This window comes from Streptomyces sp. NPDC030840 (assembly GCF_055572015.1).
On sequence record NZ_JBVIEE010000003.1, the window covers coordinates 83,044 to 100,126 of the forward strand.

Sequence of the window (17,083 nt, forward strand, 5' to 3'; positions counted from 1 at the left end):
CTCCGTCGGGGGGTTGAGATGCGTCGCTTCATCGGGCGGGACCGTGAGCTGCGCGTGCTCGGCAACGCTTTGCAGGCGGTGCAGGATGCCGTCGGGTCGGCGAAGCCGGGGCAGTGCGTCCTCATGCGGGGGAGACGGCGGGTGGGCAAGTCCAGCCTCGTCGAGGAGTTCCTCCGGCGGACCGAGACTCCGTACCTCTTTTTCACCGCTGCGGGCGGCACGGCGGAAGACGAGTTGTCGGAGCTGCTCGACACCGTTGCCAGGTCCACTCTGCCGGAGCGGGGGTTGTTCGCGGAGGAGACCCCCGATCAGTGGAACGCAGCATTCAGACTCCTTGCGGAGGTCCTGCCCGACGACACCCCCAGCGTCGTCGTCATCGACGAGGTTCCGTATCTCATGGACCGCATCGACGCCTTCGAGGGGATGCTTCAGCGGGCATGGGACCGGCTGCTCAGCCGCAAACCCGTGCTTCTCCTCCTGGTCGGATCCGATCTGTCGATGATGGAGGCCCTGAACAGCTACGACCGCCCCTTCCACCAGCGGGGCCGGGAAATGATCGTGGGACCGCTGAACCCTGCTGACATCGGCGAGATGCTCGGCCTGTCACCGGCAGCCGCGTTCGACGCCGCTCTGATCACGGGGGGTCTCCCCCTGATCTGCGCCGAGTGGCGGGCCGGAGCGGATGTCTGGGAGTTTCTCGGCGACTCGCTGGACAACCCGATCTCGGCGCTGCTGGTCTCCGCCGAGCGCTCTCTGGCTGCGGAGTTCCCACCACAGGCGATGAGCAGGGAGGTCCTGCGTGCCATCGGATCCGGGGAGCGAACCTTCACCAACATCGCGCGCGCGGCCGGCGGCATCGCCCACACCACACTCACCCGGGCCACTGACGTCCTGACCGAGAAACGGGTCGTGGCCGCCGAGCTGCCCCTCTCACTGCGACCCTCGAAGGAACGTCGCTACCGAGTGGCCGACCCCTACCTGCGGTTCTGGCTCGCGTTCCTGGATCCGCACATGGCGGAGATCGAACGGATGCGGGGAGACCTCACACTGAGCCGGATCAAGGAGCAGTGGACGAGCTGGCGTGGCCGCGCGATCGAGCCCCTGGTCCGGGAATCCCTCGCCCGCCTCCTGCCGGACGGGCTCCTGCCCGCCGCCCCGGCGATCGGCGGGTACTGGACCCGAAGCAACGACGTCGAGATCGACTTGGTGGGCGCCGACCGGCAGCCGGTGGCCAAGCAGTTGCTCTTTCTCGGCTCGGTCAAGTGGCTGGAGAACTCCGCGTTCGACAACCACGACCTGGCCGCGCTGCAGAAGCACCGGGCAGCGATCACCGACGAGCCGGTGCCACTCGTGGCGGTCTCCCGCAGCGGGATCGGTTGTTCCGGCCTTCAGGCGGTGTACGGCCCCGAGGAACTGCTCAGCGCCTGGCGCAGGGCGTGAGCAGGAACTGATCCCTGGTTGCAGTTCCGGTTGCATTCACTGCTGTTCAGCACCGTCCACCGCCTGCCGTCAGCCGCATTCCGTCGCAGGTCAGGACCCCGCTGATCAATCCCGAACCCTCAGGCGAACAGGTGGAAAGCGTGTTGGGGGCAACCCCTCACGAGTTCGAATCTCGTATCCTCCGCAGCCGCCGAACTGGGCGAGCCGAGATGGTCACCTCTCCGATGGCGCTGGTCGAGGCATACGACGGCAGAACCACCGAGCAGCGCTGGGACTGGGTACTCTCGCTCCTCAAGGTTCCCGAGGTCGGGAAGGACGACTTTCGTGTGACCTCATCGGCGTTGTCCGTCCGCCATCCTTGAATCCTGTGTGTGGCGGCGCCGTTGCGGACCCATCGTGCTCTTCGACGGCGAGGTGTTCCCCATCAGTGAGCCCAGCGGATCAACACTGGCTGCCCGGCTGCTCAGCCTTGACGCAGAGCGGCTGGAGACGGGCCCAGGGCTACTCCGCAGCCAGTGACTCGCGCATCGCCTTCGCGGTGGTCGCCGGGTCGTAGCCCTCGGGGACGCCTTCGACCAGGATGATGTCGCCCTTGATGTGGCGGGAGCGCAGCGGGGCGATCTCCTGGTAGGCGGGGGAGTCCCACCAGGCACGCGCCTCGGCGATGCCGGGGAAGCCGATCATCACGACGCTCCCGGGCCAGCTGCCCTCCTTCACCTCGTGCGGGGTGACGTGCACGAGGAAGCGGCCGCCGTACGGCTCGAAGGTGGCGGGGATGCGCTCGATGTACTCGGCGATCTCCGGGTGCGGGGCGGCGTCCTGCAGGTGGGCTATGGCGTACGCGGGCATGGTGTCGGTGTCCTTCCCGGTCGGTCGAGCTCCGTATGCCGAGAGCGTCGCACGGCGGTGCGGCGGGGTCGATTACCTCACGGGTAATCGACCCCGGTCGCCGTCGGGGAGCACGGCGGGCGCCGCCGTCAGGCTCCGGCTCGTCGTCCGTCTCCTCGCACGGAGGCGATCACGCCGGTGGCGACGGCGGTCGCGGCGAGGCTCCCCAGCATGACCATTCCCACGCCGATCACGAAGAGGCCGCTGGCGTCGTCGGACCAGTCGTAGTACGCGGCGGCGGTGAGGCCGGCGGTGGTGCCGAGTACACCGGCCGCCATGTAGCGCCGGGACGCCGCCCAGTACACCGGGACGAGAAGGGTCAGCACCAGTCCGATCACCTGCCACGCCTCGTACGGGCCGGTCGTCGTACCGTCGGGCTGCACGTCACGCTGCTGGTCCCAGCCCAGCCAGGCAGCCCACATCGTCAGCGTCACCGCGGCCAGCGCGAGGGTCGACAGCAGCTCTCGACCGGGCCGGTGACCGGGGTTCACAAGTCCTTGGCTCATGGTTCAAGCCTTCCGGCCCGGCCCGTGGACGGACAGAGCTCATGTACTCAGCTTCATCCGAGTACATGAGCCCTGAGTACCTGTGCTCCCCGCCTTCAGGGAGTGCTGCTGGGGATCACGCAGTTCTTCGGCTGTTCCCGGCCCGTGGGCCAGCCCAGGCCGACGAACTTCAGCTTGCCGGAGCCCTCCCGGCCGGGGTCGAGTTCGACGACCGCGGCCGGCTTGTCGTACGCGTTCCCGCCGCTGGTCAGGCATATCAGGCCGCTCGTGCCGGGTACCCGGTGGCGGGAATGGAGCAGGGACCACTGCCTGCCCACGTCCTCACGGCCGGGCACCGCCTCGGCGCCGCCCCTCTGCGCCTGGTGCAGGGCCTTGCCGATGGTGACGAGGCCGTCGTACACGAGCATCGTCCGGGAGTCCTCCAGGTTGGGGACGGAGCCGAGGTTCGTGCCCTCGCCGCGCGTGGTGCGGATCCGGTTCCTCAGGGTCTCCAGGGCCTGCTGGGGTTCCGTGAGGTACTGGGGGAGTTCCTGATCAGTGGGTTTGCGGTTGTGGTCCGTCTCCCACTTCCTGCTCCAACGAGCCAGCTCGGTGCTCCAGGCGTCCGGGTGGGCGGGGGCGGCGTACTGCACCGTCACCTTCGCGAGGCCGTCCTCGCCGCGCAGCCGCGCCCAGTCCTTCTCCGTCATGATCTGCCGCAGTGAGGCCGCGTCCGAACCGCTGACGATGGTGTAGTGCCGGTCCTTGCATCCCACCTGGGCGAGCTTGAGCGCGAAGATCCGCAGGTGCAGGGTGCGTCCCGCGAAGTAGACGGTGTCGGCCTCGGAGTCGCAGATGTTGTTGGCCGTCTGCGTGAACTGGTTGCCGGTCGAGCCCGGCTCGTCGATCGCCGGGGACTCGAAGGACATCGCGGCGGGGCCGGGCGGGCCCTGCTCCTCGATCCCGCTGAACGCCTTCGCCAGCGACTCGGTGTAGGCGTCGGGGCGCTTGTCGTAGACCAGCACGGTTCTCAGGTTCTGCCGGCCCCGTTCACCGTTGAAGTTGGCCAGTGCCTGGGCCGCGTCGTGGTTGGTGGCGATGATCCGGGCCAGGCCGGGGAAGCGCAGCTTCGCCATCCCGTCCGCGGCGTCCTCGTTCGCGATCCGGTCCCCGCTGATCCGGGAGGCGAGCACCGGGACCTTGTGTTCGGTCAGGCGTTTGACGGCCGCCTCGGTGGCGTCGAGGCTGAGGTTGAAGCCGGTGACCGCGCGCAGCCGGTCCTCGGGTGAGGAGGCCATCCGCAGGAGGGTGTCGACGACCTTCGCCTGATGCCCGTAGTTCCGCCCGGGGTTGGCCAGCACCAGCCGGATCTTCGGCGGTTCGCCCTCGCCCTCGTTGGCCTGCCGCTGGCCCAGATAGGCGCCCTGGAGGTCACTGCGCATCTGCCGGCGCAGCGCCGGTCTGTCCGACTGGAGCGGCAGCATCATCGCCACCGTGACGTACGGCTGGTCCTCGATCCTCTTGTTCTCGCGTGCGATGGCCCGGGAGACGTCGCGGATCTCGGGGGTGCCGAAGTCGTAGCCGTCGCCGTTGACGCCGACGCACTCGCCGTCGATCCGCTCGATGCCGTCGGCGCAGGTGTCCGGTTTCTGGAGGACGGAGGTGAGGAGGAGGACGCACGCCACCGCGGCGCCCGCGCCCAGCAGCGCGTAGAGGAACTTCTTCCATCTGGGCATCCCCGTTACCTCCGTCGCCCGAGCTGTTGGGTACAGGTGCAGCGCAGCAACGGCTGCTCGTTCTCCGCCAGGCCGCTCCATTCCGTGGCCGTCCTGCTGAGTTGTCCCGCGCCGTCGAACTCCATGATCGAGAGGAGGTCCAGCAGCTTGGCCAGGGTGCGGGCCGTCTCCCTGCCGGTCGGCCTGGTCCGCTCCTCGCACAGCCACACCGCGTGCAGCAGCTGGTCGACGGTGCGGCGCAGTGCCGGTCCGCGCGGGGTCGTCAGGCCCTGGGCGCGCTCCCGCCGGGCGTCCGCCCCGCCGGGATACGGCGCCTGGGCGATCTCCAGCAGCTCCGCGCACCACTCGCGGGGGCGGCCGGGCAGGGTGGCGGCCAGATGGCGGACCACGTCGCCCACACCGCCGGACACCAGGTGGTGGTTCATCCGGTGCGCCGTGACCGAGCGGAACGCCTCGCCGCCCGGGGCCCCGTCGCCGCCCGGCGACGCCACGCCGTCCGGCACACTCCCGCCGCCCGGCGCCCCCTCGCCGCCCCGCACGTTCCCGCCGCCCGGCGTCCCGTCGCCCTCCGCCGCGCGGCCCGCGTAGTGGTCCCGAAGCAGGTGGTGGTCGGCGTACCAGGCGGCGCCGTCGGGGCGCAGCCCGTACAGCCGGTGCACCAGCAGCTGGCGCAACCCGAAGTCCCCGATGAAGTGCCGCTCGCAGCTGGGCCACCCGGTGTCGACGAGCAGCTGGGAGACGTGGTGTGCCGTCAGATGGTGGACGCGGCCCGACTGGTGGTGGCTGAGCAGGACGCCCGCGCACTCCTCGTCGTGCGCCACCGACAGATGGGTGAGCAGATCGAGCCACTGGTCGTGGTGCTCTTCCGGCAGCCGCACCGGCATCTGGTCCAGGACCAGCTCCCTCAGCAGGATGTCCGCCACCGGTCGCTGGTCGGACGCGCCGTCCCCGGAGAGTCGTAAGGGGGCGTCCAGGATGTCCCGGTCATTGGCGTCCGCCGGCATGCGGAACGCGGCGGCAGCGGCGGCCAGCCGGATCACGGTGTGCGGTCGCCCGCCGCTCAGCCGTGCCACGGCGGCGTCGACACGGCGGCGGTTCATGCCGCCCTCGGGCTCCGTGCGCCCCTGTCTTCGCTCGGTCTCCCGGCGGATCTGGTCGCCGGTGAGAAGGGGCATGCGCAGCAGGAGCACCCCGTCGGCCAGCGTCGGCAGGCCCGCCGCCGCGTCCATGGGCCGGGTCCACGCGGGAGGGCCGCCGTCGGCGGGCCGGAACTCCGCCGGGGGCGCCAGCGGCGGCAGACCGCCGTGCAGGAAGGCGCCGCCGTCCGCGCGGCGGGCCGTGCCCACGACCACCACGCGGTCGCGCTGACCGCCCCGGCGGTCGGTGAGGACGGCGCGCAGCAGCCGCTCCCCCAGGGGCGACTCGGCGTGGTCCAGCAGCAGTCCTGGCCGGCCGACCCGGCGCATGTAGCCGGACAGCGAGGCATACGCGGCCTCCAGGTCCTCGCGCAGCGCCCGGAAGAGGAAGCTCTCCGCGAGCTCGCGGTCCTCGCCTCCGGCCTGGAAGTCGGCGGCGAGGATGCGCAGCCCGTGCAGGGGCTGGCCGGCCGCGCCGGGATACGCGCCGTAGATCCGCTCCAGTTCCGCCCTGCCCCGGGGCGCGAGGCGTTCGAACAGGGCGTCCAGCAGCGCGTTGCTCACCGCCGCCGAGTACGGGTCGAGTGCCTGCCCGGACAGGGTCGTCATCAGGTTCCGGATCGTTCCGCGGAGTACGCCCCGCCAGAAGTCGCCCGTCCTCAGGCCGGGCAGGCGCTGTTTCTGGGGGAGCTCCTCGTACCGTTCGACCTCTGTGGCGACCGCCTCGGGGGTGCCCTCCGCGACGCCGGTGGCGATCAGCGCGAGGCCCGCGAAGAGGCGCGGGAAGGCGAACGAGCCGCCCGTCCCCTGCCAGGTGCTCAGCCGCCGGGCGACCTCGACCAGGACCTCGGTCGCCTCCGAGCGGGCGCCCGGCTCCGGCTGGGCCCGGTCCCCGTACACCGGTGAGCCGCAGTCCAGGTGGATGACGGGCACCTTGGTGGCGAAACGGTCCCGCACCGCACGCAGCAGCCGGCCCTTGCCCATGCCCGGGCCGCCGGTGAGCAGCACCACGGGAAGGTCGGGGCCGTACAGCGGCTCGCGGCCGGCGCCCGACGGTGATCGCGCGAACAGACGCGCGAAGAAGCCGTCCTCGCTGAGGAGTTTCTCGAACCCCAGGTCTTCACACACGGACCCCCCACGTATCGCTCGTCCGCCCGGGGACGGATGACCGGTGACCGATGTGCCAGAAAAGAATCAGTGGAACACGAACCCATCTGGTCGGACAACGATGCTGACGTGAAGAGGGAGTTGGGGGGCGGTGAGTGCGGCCGGACCCTGGCGCGCCACGGCGACGGGCTCGCTCGGTTCCGGTCGTCGGGTCGGCCCGGACCGCCTCAGCCGGGCCCCCGGGCCCCCGGACTCCCGCGCGCGAGGGTGGCCTCAGCCGGACTCCCGCGCGCGCTGGAACCGGGCGGCCGCCTCCGCGAGGTCCACGATCGGGGCCGGGTGGCCCGTACCGGCGGCGTCGGGAAGCCAGCGGCGTACGTACTGCCCGTGGGGGTCGTGGCGGCGGGCCTGGGCCAGCGGGTTGAGGACGCGGTTCGGGCGGGTGTCCGTGCCGGTGCCGGCGGCCCACTGCCAGTTGAGCTGGTTGTTGGCGATGTCGCCGTCCACGAGGAGGTCCAGGAAGTGGCGGGCTCCCACCCGCCAGTCCACGTACAGCGTCTTGGTGAGGAAGCTCGCCGTGAGCAGCCGGGCGCGGCCGGGCATCCAGCCCTCGTGGCTCAGCTGCCGCATGGCCGCGTCGACGACGGGGTAGCCCGTGCGGCCCTCGCGCCAGGCGTCGATCTCCTTCGTGACGTGGCGCCAGCGGTCGTGGTGGGGGCGGTAGTCGTGACGGGCGGCGTCGGGGCGGGCCGACAGGACCTGGTAATGGAAGTCCCGCCAGGCCAGTTGGCGGACGAAGGCGCGTGCCCCGGGGTTGTCCTGTGCGCGGGACCGGTCCAGCAGTTCGGCCGGTGAGAGGCAGCCGAAGTGCAGGTACGGGGAGAGCCGGGAGGTCGCGTCGGCGGCCAGGTCGTCCTGCCGGTCCTCGTAGTCGGCGAGCGGGCCGGAGAGCCAGCAGCGCAGCCTGCGGCGGGCCTCGGTCTCCCCGCCCGCGGGCAGGCCCGGCGACGGGGGCCCCGGCGCGAGGGACCGCGCGCTCGGCAGGCCGGCCGAGCGGACGTCCGGCACCCGTACGGTGTCCGGTGCCGGCAGGACGTGACGTACGGCGAAGCCCTCCCAGCGGCGGAAGTACGGGGTGAAGACCGCGAAGTGGTCCTTGCCCGCGGGTGTCAGCGCCCCTGGGGGGACGGCGGTGACCGAGGCGTCGTGGACGTGCAGGACGCGTCCGTCGCCCGACAGCCGCGCGCGCAGCCGGGTCTCGCGCCGCGCCGCGTACCGGCTCACCCCGCCCGCGAGGTGCACCGCCCGGGCCCCGGTCTCCGCCGCGACCCGGCAGGTCTCCTCGACCACGTCGCCCGCGCGCACCACCAGCCGGCCGCCCCGGGCGCGCAGGGCCGCGTCGAGGTCGGCCAGGCTGTCGGCGAGGAACGCCGCCCGGTTCGGTACGACGAAGCCGGTGCGGCGGATGCCGGTGTCGACGACGAAGAGGGGGACCACGCGTTCGGCTTCCTTCAGGGCGGCCCACAGCACGGGGTTGTCGTGCACCCGCAGGTCCTGGGTGAACAGGGCGACCGACACACTCACCCTTCCTCGCCTCCTCAGTGCCCCTCAGTCCGTACGGGCCGGGTCCGGAACCGCCGTCTCCGCCGCGGTGGCGATGTTGCGGGCCATGCCGCCGAACACCGTGGCGTGGAAGGGCGCCACGCCCCACCAGTACGCGTGTCCGGCCAGGCCGCGTGGGTGGAACAGGGCCCGCTGCCGGTACACCGTGCGCCCGCGCGGGTCCTGGTCGACGGTCATCTCCAGCCAGGCCAGGCCCGGCAGCCGCATCTCCGCGCGCAGCCGGAGCAGCCGGCCCGGTTCGATCTCCTCGACCCGCCAGAAGTCCAGGCTGTCGCCGATCCGCAGCCGGGTGGCGTCCCGGCGGCCCCTGCGCAGGCCCACGCCGCCCACCAGCGTGTCCAGCCAGCCCCTCAGGGACCAGGCGAGCGGCGAGGAGTACCAGCCGTTCTCGCCGCCGATCGCCTCCACCACCCGCCACAGTGCCTGCGGCGACGCCGCGACCGTGCGTTCACGGTGATCGGTGTAGAGGCTTCCGCCCGCCCAGTCGGGGTCGGTGGGCAGGGGATCGCTGGGGGCGCGGGGAGTGGAGGCCGAGGACCATCTGGTGGCCACGTCCGCGTCCTGGACGCGCCGCAGCGCCAGCCGGATCGCCCGGTCGAGGGTGACCGGTCCCTCCGGCGGGTCCGGCACGTACCGGACGATGTCCCGCTCGGTGGCGACCACCTCGTGCTTCAGGGACTCGACGAGCGGGCGCGCGAGGGCGCCCGGCACCGGGGTGACCAGACCCACCCAGAGGCTGGACAGCCGGGGGGTGAGCAGCGGCACGGGCAGGATGACCCGCCTCCGCAGCCCGGCGACGGCCGCGTACCGCCGCATCATGTCCTCGTACGTGACGATGTCCGGCCCGCCGATGTCGAAGGCGCGGTTCACGTCGTACGGCAGCCGCGCGCATCCCACGAGCAGGCGGAGCACGTCCCGCACGGCGATCGGCTGGATGCGGACGCGCACCCAGCTCGGGGTGACCATCACGGGGAGCCGTTCGGTCAGGTACCGCAGCATCTCGAACGAGGCCGAGCCCGAGCCGATGATCACGGCGGCCCGCAGGACGGCGGTGGGCACGCCCGAGGCCAGGAGGACGCGGCCCACTTCGGCGCGGGAGCGCAGATGGGGCGACAGGGTGTGCTCGGGCACTCCGGAGGGGGTCAGCCCGCCGAGGTAGACGATCCGCCGGACTCCCGCGGCGCGCGCCTGCTCGCCGAAGATCCTGGCGGCGCGCCGGTCGGTCTCCTCGAAGCCCCGCCCGGTGCCCAGCGCGTGCACCAGGTAGTACGCGACGTCCATGCCCTCCATCGCGGCGCGCACGGACGCCTCGTCCGTCACGTCACCGCGCACGGCCTCCGCCCGCCCGGCCCACGGGTGGTCGCGCAGCCTGCCCGGGGAGCGCGCCAGGCAGCGCACGGAATGCCCGGCGGCCAGCAGCTCGGGCACCAGCCTGCCGCCCAGGTAACCCGTGGCCCCGGTGACCAGACACCGCAGCGGCCGGCCGTCCCCGGTCATATCGGCTCCGGACACCGTGTCCGGTGGCGGCCGCGGCCCCGGGCCACCTGCGGACTCCGTGTCCGACGGGGCCCGCGGGACCGGGCCAGGCGAACGTCCATGTCTCTCCCGGGCGGGCGCTGACGGGCGGGCGCGAAGAGGCGGGCGCTGACGCGGACCTCTCAGCCCATGCTTGGGCGGGGGGCCGGGGCGCGCAACCCGATCGGGACGCGGTCGGGCCTTCGCCCGCGCCAGGGCCGTCCGGTCACATCAGCCATACATCCGCTCACGTCAGCAACCATCTGGTCACTCCACGAACCTTCCGGTCACGTCACGAACCCTCCGGTCACGTCACGAACCTTCCGGTCACGTCACGAACCCTCCGGTCACGTCACGAACCCTCCGGTCACGTCACGAACCCTCCGGTCACGTCACGAACCCTCCGGTCACGTCACGAACCCTCCGGCTGGCAGCGTGGGCACCACACCGTGCCGCGGCCCGCGACGCGGGAGCGGCGCAGGGGGGTGTCGCAGCGCGGGCAGGCCGGGTCGGGGTCGTCGCGGTGGCCGGTCAGCCAGGAGTCGCGGGGCGGGACGCAGCCCGCGGCGACCGCCGAGCGCAGGGTGCGGCGCATCTGGGTGTAGAGGCGGCGGCGGTCGGGCTCGGTGAGATCGTTCGCGGGGAGGGTGGGGCGCAGCCTCGCGCGCCACAGGATCTCGTCGGCCAGCAGGTTGCCGAGTCCGGCCAGGACGGCCTGGTCGGTGAGGACCGTCTTGACCCGGCCGCGGCGTGCGCAGAGCGCGGCCGTGAACTCCGCGCGGTCCACCGCCAGCGCGTCGGGCCCCTGGTCGTCCAGCAGCCGCGCGACCTCGGAGTCGTCGTGGGCGAGCCAGAGGCCCCGGAGCTTGCGCTGGTCGCGGTAGCCGAGCCGGCGCCCGCCGCTCAGGGTGAACAGGACGCGGTCGTGGGCCTCGACCGGGTCGTCGGGAGAGCCGCACACCAGACTGCCGGTCATCCCGAAGTGCAGCAGGAGCGTGGGGCCGTCGGTGCGGGCGAGCAGCCACTTCCCGTGCCGCTCCGGCTCGGTGAAGCGGCGGCCCACCAGCGCGTCACGCAGCCGCCGTGCGCTCACGCCGTGCAGCACACCCGTGTCACGTACGGCGACGTGCTCGATGGCCCGGCCCTTCGCGCAGGCCCCGAGCGCCTTCCGGAATCCCTCGACGTCTGGCAGCTCGGGCATGGAGGCCGTCCTTCCGTCACGGACCGGGCGGGAACCCACAGGTCCATGGTGGCCTCCCCGGCGCGATCCCTCTCGCCGGGCCCTGTCCGGCTCCTGCGCACGTCCCTACGGTTCTTCGTGCCCGGTTCCTCGTGCTCGAAGGACAGCGCGTCCAGGTCCCCGTCGAAGCCGTCCGCGCCCAGGAACATCAGCTCCAGGGCGTCGGACGGCCGGTCCCCTCGGCTGTCCGAGCCGTGCAGTGCCTGCTCGGTCCGGATGCACTTGCCCTTGGCGGTCGCCGGCACCAAGGGGATCATGCTGGTGTTCGACGACTTCCTCGAAGGCATCGACGACTTCGGCACGCGTGTCCAGCCGTTGATGAGGTCGAGGCAGGGCCACTCGGCCGCGGCCTGAGCCCTCGCCCGGGCCTCACGACCACCGCCGCTCGTCCCGGTAACGCCGGGCCAGCCGGGCGAGGGCGACCGCGCCGAGGAGCAGACCGAAGTCACGCAGCGCGATGTCGTAGTAGCCGGGGATGGACAGCAGGTTGACGATGATGCCGCCCAGCCAGGCGGCGACCAGCCAGCCGCCGAAGCGCGGGGCCACGGCGACGACGAGTCCTGCCACGATCTCGATCGCGCCCACCGCGTACATGGCTGTCTGGGCGCTGCCCGGAACGATGTCGTCGATCCAGGGCGCGAGGTAGACGGGCCAGTCCACGAGCAGGTTGGCGAACTTGTCGAGCCCGAACAGGATCGGCGCCACCGTGAACCCGGTGCGCAGGATCAGGAAGGCCTGGTAGCCGGGGTCGGCGAGCCGTGACCGGCGGTTGGCGGGTGTGGTGGTCGTGGTGGTGGTCGTGGAAGTCATGACCACTCCTCCTGTCGGTGTCCCTGAGCTTCTGTGAGGACGAGGCTCTATCAACAACTTCTATTAACGATAGAAGCGCGCATCGGTTCTTTAGTCAAGAAGAGTGGGTTTTAGACTGGGGTGCGTGAGCGACCCGAAGCAGCCACACGACACCGACGTCTCCGCCGTCGCCGCCCTCGACGAGCCGACCCGCCGGCGGCTGTACGACCACGTCGTGCGCCGGCCCGACCCGGTCAGCCGCGACGAGGCGGCCGCGGCCCTGGGCCTGGCGCGCCAGACGGCGGCCTTCCACCTGGACCGGCTGGCCGACGCGGAGCTGCTCGACGTGGTCTACGAGCGCCGCAGCGGGCGCACCGGCCCGGGCGCGGGCAGGCCGGCCAAGCTGTACCGGCGCTCACCGAAGCAGGTCGCCGTGAACCTCCCCGACCGGCGCTACGAACTGGCCGGACGGCTGCTCGCCCAGGCCGTGGAGGAGTCCGACGCGACCGGCGAGCGCGTACGGGACGTACTGCACCGCAAGGCCGGGGAACTGGGCGAGCAGCTCGCCGGGCAAAACGACGCGGACACCTTCGAACTGCTGGAGCGGTACGGGTTCGAACCGTGCCGTGAGGGCGACGCCGTCGTCCTGGCCAACTGCCCCTTCCACGCACTGGCCCGCGAGCACACGGACACGGTGTGCGGCATGAACCTCCACCTGCTGCGCGGCATGCTGCACGGCCTCCACGAGAGCGACCTCGAAGCGCGCCTCGCCCCCGCACCCGGCCGGTGCTGCGTCCGACTGGAGCCGACGGCCTGACGCCCCGGGCGGAGCGCGTGTTCGACCTGCGGAACACCCGCCCACCAGAACCGAACAAAGTCCGACGGAGACATTGCTCGGGTTCTGTTCGAAGTCCTAGGGTGAGCTCGCTCAGTGCTCAACAGTTGTTCCCCTCTCACCAGTTGCGATCTGACTCGACATCAACTTCCGCCCCGCACGGCGAGTTGAGCCCCGCCAGTTGAGCCCTGCCGGCTCCGTTGCTCCCGCTCGCCTCAGCCCGTGCGGCGCGCCGTCGTACCGAGGAAGGCCACGGTCATGCCGCACCCGCACGACTCGCACACCTCGCACAGCCAGCCCAGCTCGCACGTGTCTCCCCTCCCTCGGCCGGTGGTCAGCCGCCGGCGTCTGCTGGAGGGCGGAGCCGCCGTCCTCGGTGCGCTCGCCCTGGCCCCGTCGCCCGCGTCGGCGCTCCCGGCCGGCACCCGCGCCGCGGCGGACGGCACCCCGGAGTGGAACGGCCACATCGACCTCTTCCAGGTCGGCACCCAGCCACCCCACACCACCCTCATGCCGTACGCGGACGTCAAACAGGCGCTGGACGGTGACCGCACGCGCTCCCCGTACCGGCTGAGCCTCGACGGGAAGTGGAAGTTCGCGTACGCGGACCGGCCCGACGACCGCGACGCCGACTTCCACCGCACCGACGTCGACGACAGCGACTGGGACACCATCCCCGTCCCCTCCGCCTGGCAGCTGCACGGCCACGACTTCCCGATCTACGTCAACATCACCTACCCGTGGTGGGGACCCAACGGGCTCGGCGAGGAGGCGCAGCCGCCGGCGGCACCGACGCGCTACAACCCGGTGGGGCAGTACCGGCGGACCTTCACGGTGCCGCGCGGCTGGGCGGGGCGGCGGACGTTCCTGCACTTCGAAGGGGTCAAGTCCGCCCACTACGTCTGGATCAACGGGGAGTTGGTGGGGTACTCCGAGGACTCGTTCGCCCCCGCCGAGTACGACATCACCCGGTACCTGAAGTCCGGGACCAACCAGATCGCCGTGGAGGTGTACCGCTACTCCGACGGGGACTGGATGGAGGACCAGGACATGATCCGGCTGAGCGGGATCTTCCGCTCGGTCTACCTCTACTCCACGCCCGAGGTCCACCTGCGCGACTTCAAGCTGGACACCCCGCTGAGCGACGACTACAAGGCCGCTGAGCTGTCCGTGACCGCGAGTGTGCGCTCTTACGGGGATGGGGAGCGGAACGAGGGCCGGTACTCCGTCGAGACCCAGCTGTACGACTCCCGCGGCCACGCCGTGTGGCCCAGGCCGCTGCAGCAGGCCGTCGACCTCGCGTCCTCGCCCGCCGGTGAGGACGTGACCGTCCGGGCGAGCAGGGCCGTGCCCTCCCCCAGGCTCTGGTCGGCCGAGCATCCGAACCTCTACACCGCCGTGCTGCGGCTGCGCGACCCGGCCGGCAAGGTGATCGAGACCCTCTCGCACCGGGTCGGGCTGCGCGAGTTCGCGCTCAGGGACGGGCTGATGCGGATCAACGGCAAGCCCGTGTCCTTCCGCGGCACGAACCGGCACGAGATGCACCCCGACGTCGGCATGTCGCTGACCCGTGCGCACATGGTCAAGGACATCGAGGTCATCAAGCGGATGAACATGAACACCGTCCGCACCTCGCACTATCCCAACAACCCGCTGTGGTACGAACTCGCCGACGAGTACGGCCTGTACCTCGTCGACGAGACGAACCTGGAGACGCACGGCATCCGCGACAAGTACCCCGGCGACCACGCCGACTGGACCAAGGCCTGCGTGGCCCGGGCGCAGGCCATGGTCCACCGCGACAAGAACCACGCCTCCGTGGTGATCTGGTCGCTCGGGAACGAGGCCGGGGGCGGCAGCACGTTCGTCGCCATGCACGACTGGATCAAGTCCTACGACCCGACACGCGTCATCCAGTACGAGGGCGACGACCGGCCCGCGATCAGCGACATCCGCTCGGAGATGTACGACAGCCCCGCCCGCGTCGAACAGCGGGCGAAGGACACCACCGACACCCGGCCGTACGTCATGATCGAGTACTCCCACTCGATGGGGAACTCGACCGGCAACTTCAGGAAGTACTGGGACCTCGTCCGCCGTTACGACGTCCTCCAGGGCGGCTGGATCTGGGACTTCGCCGACCAGTCGCTCAGCTGGCCCACCCCCGTGCGCAAGCTGTTCACCGAGACCGGGCCGCGGGGGGTGCGCGGTGAGCTGCTCGCCTCCAGCGGCTCCTTCGACCGCGCCAAGGGAGTCTCCGGGGGCACCGTCTTCGAGCGGGACCCCGGCCTCGACCTCACCGGCTCACTCACGCTGGAGGCATGGGTCACCCCGCACGTGACCGGAGGCCACCAGCCCATCCTCGCCAAGGGTGACACCCAGTACGCCCTCAAGCAGACGAGCAAAACCCTGGAGTTCTTCATCCACGGCGAGGGCCAGTGGGTCACCGCGAGCTGGGCCCTCCCGGACGGCTGGACCGGCAGCGAGCACCACATCGCCGGTGTCTTCGACGCGGACGCCGGCACGCTGACCCTCCACGTCGACGGTGCGGTGAAGGCCACCAGGACCACCTCGCGCAAGCCCAGCAGCAACACCGCGCCCTTCGCCCTCGCCGTCGACGTGGACAACCACACCCGGGAGTTCAGCGGCACGATCCGCCGGGCACGCGTGTACGCCCGTGCGCTCAAGCCGGGGGAACTGGCCTCCGACAGCCGCGGTCCCGGTGACGAGGGCGTACGGTTCTGGTTCGACGCGGCCACCGTGGAGGTCACCGAGAAGCGGCCCCGCGAGAAGACCTTCTTCGCGTACGGCGGCGACTGGGGCGACCTCCCCAACGACGGGGCCTTCGTCGCGGACGGCATCGTCACCGCCGACCGCGCGCACACGGGCAAGGCCGCCGAGGTCAAGCAGATCTACCAGGCCGTGGGCGTGGCACCCGCCTCCGGCGACTCGCTCACTCCCGGCGCCCGGGGAGCGGCGGTCACCCTCACCAACGAGTACCTGTTCACCAACCTCCGCGAGTTCGACGGCCACTGGTCCCTCGTCGCCGACGGGAAGGCCGTCCGGCGCGGCAGGCTGAGCCGCTCCCAACTGGACGTCCCGCCGCTCAGCAGCAAGGACGTCACGGTGCCGGTGAGACTGCCGGACGATCCGGCTCCGGGCACCGAGTACTTCCTCCAGCTGTCCTTCACCACCAGGGAATCCGCCCCGTGGGCGAGGGCCGGCTTCGAGGTCGCCAAGCAGCAGCTGCCTGTCGACGCCGGCAGCCCGGCCGTGAAGCCCGTACCGCTGGAGAGCGTCCCGGCACTCCGCCACGAGGACGGCGAGGAGTCCGTCACGGTGAAGGGGAAGGGCTTCTCCGTCACCGTCGACAAGAGCAGCGGCGTCATCACCTCGTACGAGGCCCGGGGCACACGGCTCATCACCTCCGGGCCCGCGCCCAACTTCTGGCGGGCGCCCACCGACAACGACCTCGGCAACGGCCAGCACACCCGCAACCGGACCTGGCGCGACGCGGGCGCCCGGCGGAAGGTGACGGCGGTGGGCGTGCGCGCCCTGCGGGACAAGGCCGTGGAGATCAAGGTCAGCGGCACGCTGCCGACGACCGTGGAGTCCACCTACACCACCACGTACACGGTGTTCGGCAACGGCGAGATCAAGGTCGACAACACCCTGCACCCGGGCGCCGCGTCCCTGCCGTACATCCCGGAGGTCGGCACGCTGCTGTTCCTGCCGGGGCGTTTCGAGCGGCTGCGCTACTACGGCCGCGGCCCCGAGGAGAACCACTGGGACCGCAACGACGGCACGGACGTGGGCGTGTACTCCGGAACCGTCTCCGGCCAGTGGACCCCCTACATCCGCCCCCAGGAGAACGGCAACAAGACCGACGTCCGCTGGATCGCCCTCACCGACCGCGGCGGCTCGGGCCTGCTCGTCTCCGGTGAACCGCTGCTGGAGGTCAACGCCTCGCACGTCACCCCGGAGGACCTGTCGTGCGGGGTGCGCCACGACTACCAGCTCACGCCCCGCGACGAGGTCGTCCTGCGCGTCAGCCACCGGCAGATGGGCGTCGGCGGCGACAACAGCTGGGGCGCCCACACCCACGACGAGTACAAGCTCTTCGCGAACCGCGACTACGCGTACACCTACCGGCTCCGCCCCCTGACCGACGTCGACGAGGCGATGAGGGCCTCGCGACGGCCCACGGCCGGGGACTTCGCCGACTAGCTGTGCTGTGAGGGGATGGTGCCCGTCCTGGGACAGGCACCATCCCCTCACGGACAGGAGCT

The 17,083-nt window shown here is 71.5% G+C and carries 12 protein-coding genes; 4 read left to right on the top strand and 8 right to left on the bottom strand.

Features of this window, described 5'->3' with window-relative positions:
- Nucleotides 1–18: 18 nt before the first annotated feature.
- Complete coding sequence (locus tag ACZ49J_RS07650) at nt 19–1,440, top strand: ATP-binding protein (protein WP_467446581.1); 1,422 nt, start codon at nt 19–21, stop codon at nt 1,438–1,440.
- A gap of 501 nt (nt 1,441–1,941) precedes the next feature.
- On the opposite strand, the gene ACZ49J_RS07655 is transcribed toward ACZ49J_RS07650, so the two are convergent.
- The 7 genes from ACZ49J_RS07655 to ACZ49J_RS07685 form a co-directional block, all read right to left on the bottom strand.
- Nucleotides 1,942–2,289, bottom strand: a complete 348-nt coding sequence (locus ACZ49J_RS07655) for a DUF1330 domain-containing protein (protein WP_467446582.1) — start codon at nt 2,287–2,289, stop codon at nt 1,942–1,944.
- Nucleotides 2,290–2,417: 128 nt separating this feature from the next.
- Entirely contained in the window at nt 2,418–2,834 is a 417-nt protein-coding gene (locus tag ACZ49J_RS07660; RefSeq protein ID WP_467446583.1) for a hypothetical protein, read from the bottom strand.
- Between the two features lie 95 nt (nt 2,835–2,929).
- The gene (locus ACZ49J_RS07665) at nt 2,930–4,549 is read right to left on the bottom strand and encodes an ABC transporter substrate-binding protein (RefSeq protein WP_467446584.1); all 1,620 of its coding nucleotides are present in this window, start codon (nt 4,547–4,549) and stop codon (nt 2,930–2,932) included.
- Between the two features lie 5 nt (nt 4,550–4,554).
- Nucleotides 4,555–6,813, bottom strand: coding sequence for a hypothetical protein (locus ACZ49J_RS07670; protein ID WP_467446585.1), 2,259 nt, complete (start codon nt 6,811–6,813; stop codon nt 4,555–4,557).
- Nucleotides 6,814–7,065: 252 nt separating this feature from the next.
- A complete protein-coding gene (locus ACZ49J_RS07675; protein ID WP_467446586.1) occupies nt 7,066–8,376 on the bottom strand; it encodes a cryptochrome/photolyase family protein in 1,311 nt (436 codons plus the stop codon).
- A gap of 24 nt (nt 8,377–8,400) precedes the next feature.
- Nucleotides 8,401–9,912: an SDR family oxidoreductase gene (locus tag ACZ49J_RS07680; protein WP_467446588.1), complete on the bottom strand. Its 1,512-nt coding sequence runs from the start codon at nt 9,910–9,912 to the stop codon at nt 8,401–8,403.
- A gap of 430 nt (nt 9,913–10,342) precedes the next feature.
- On the bottom strand, nt 10,343–11,131 hold the full coding sequence (locus ACZ49J_RS07685; protein WP_467446589.1) for an Fpg/Nei family DNA glycosylase: 789 nt from the start codon (nt 11,129–11,131) through the stop codon (nt 10,343–10,345).
- A gap of 255 nt (nt 11,132–11,386) precedes the next feature.
- Between ACZ49J_RS07685 and ACZ49J_RS07690 the strand changes: the two genes are divergently transcribed.
- Entirely contained in the window at nt 11,387–11,524 is a 138-nt protein-coding gene (locus ACZ49J_RS07690) for a hypothetical protein (protein ID WP_467446591.1), read from the top strand.
- A gap of 15 nt (nt 11,525–11,539) precedes the next feature.
- Here the strand turns inward: ACZ49J_RS07690 and ACZ49J_RS07695 are convergent, their stop codons facing one another.
- The gene (locus tag ACZ49J_RS07695; protein ID WP_467446592.1) at nt 11,540–11,980 is read right to left on the bottom strand and encodes a hypothetical protein; all 441 of its coding nucleotides are present in this window, start codon (nt 11,978–11,980) and stop codon (nt 11,540–11,542) included.
- 124 nt (nt 11,981–12,104) lie between these two features.
- Between ACZ49J_RS07695 and ACZ49J_RS07700 the strand changes: the two genes are divergently transcribed.
- Nucleotides 12,105–12,776 (top strand): helix-turn-helix transcriptional regulator, encoded by a 672-nt coding sequence (locus ACZ49J_RS07700; protein WP_467446594.1) that lies wholly within the window; start codon nt 12,105–12,107, stop codon nt 12,774–12,776.
- Between the two features lie 276 nt (nt 12,777–13,052).
- The gene (locus tag ACZ49J_RS07705) at nt 13,053–17,021 is read left to right on the top strand and encodes a glycoside hydrolase family 2 TIM barrel-domain containing protein (protein WP_467446595.1); all 3,969 of its coding nucleotides are present in this window, start codon (nt 13,053–13,055) and stop codon (nt 17,019–17,021) included.
- Nucleotides 17,022–17,083 lie beyond the last annotated feature (62 nt).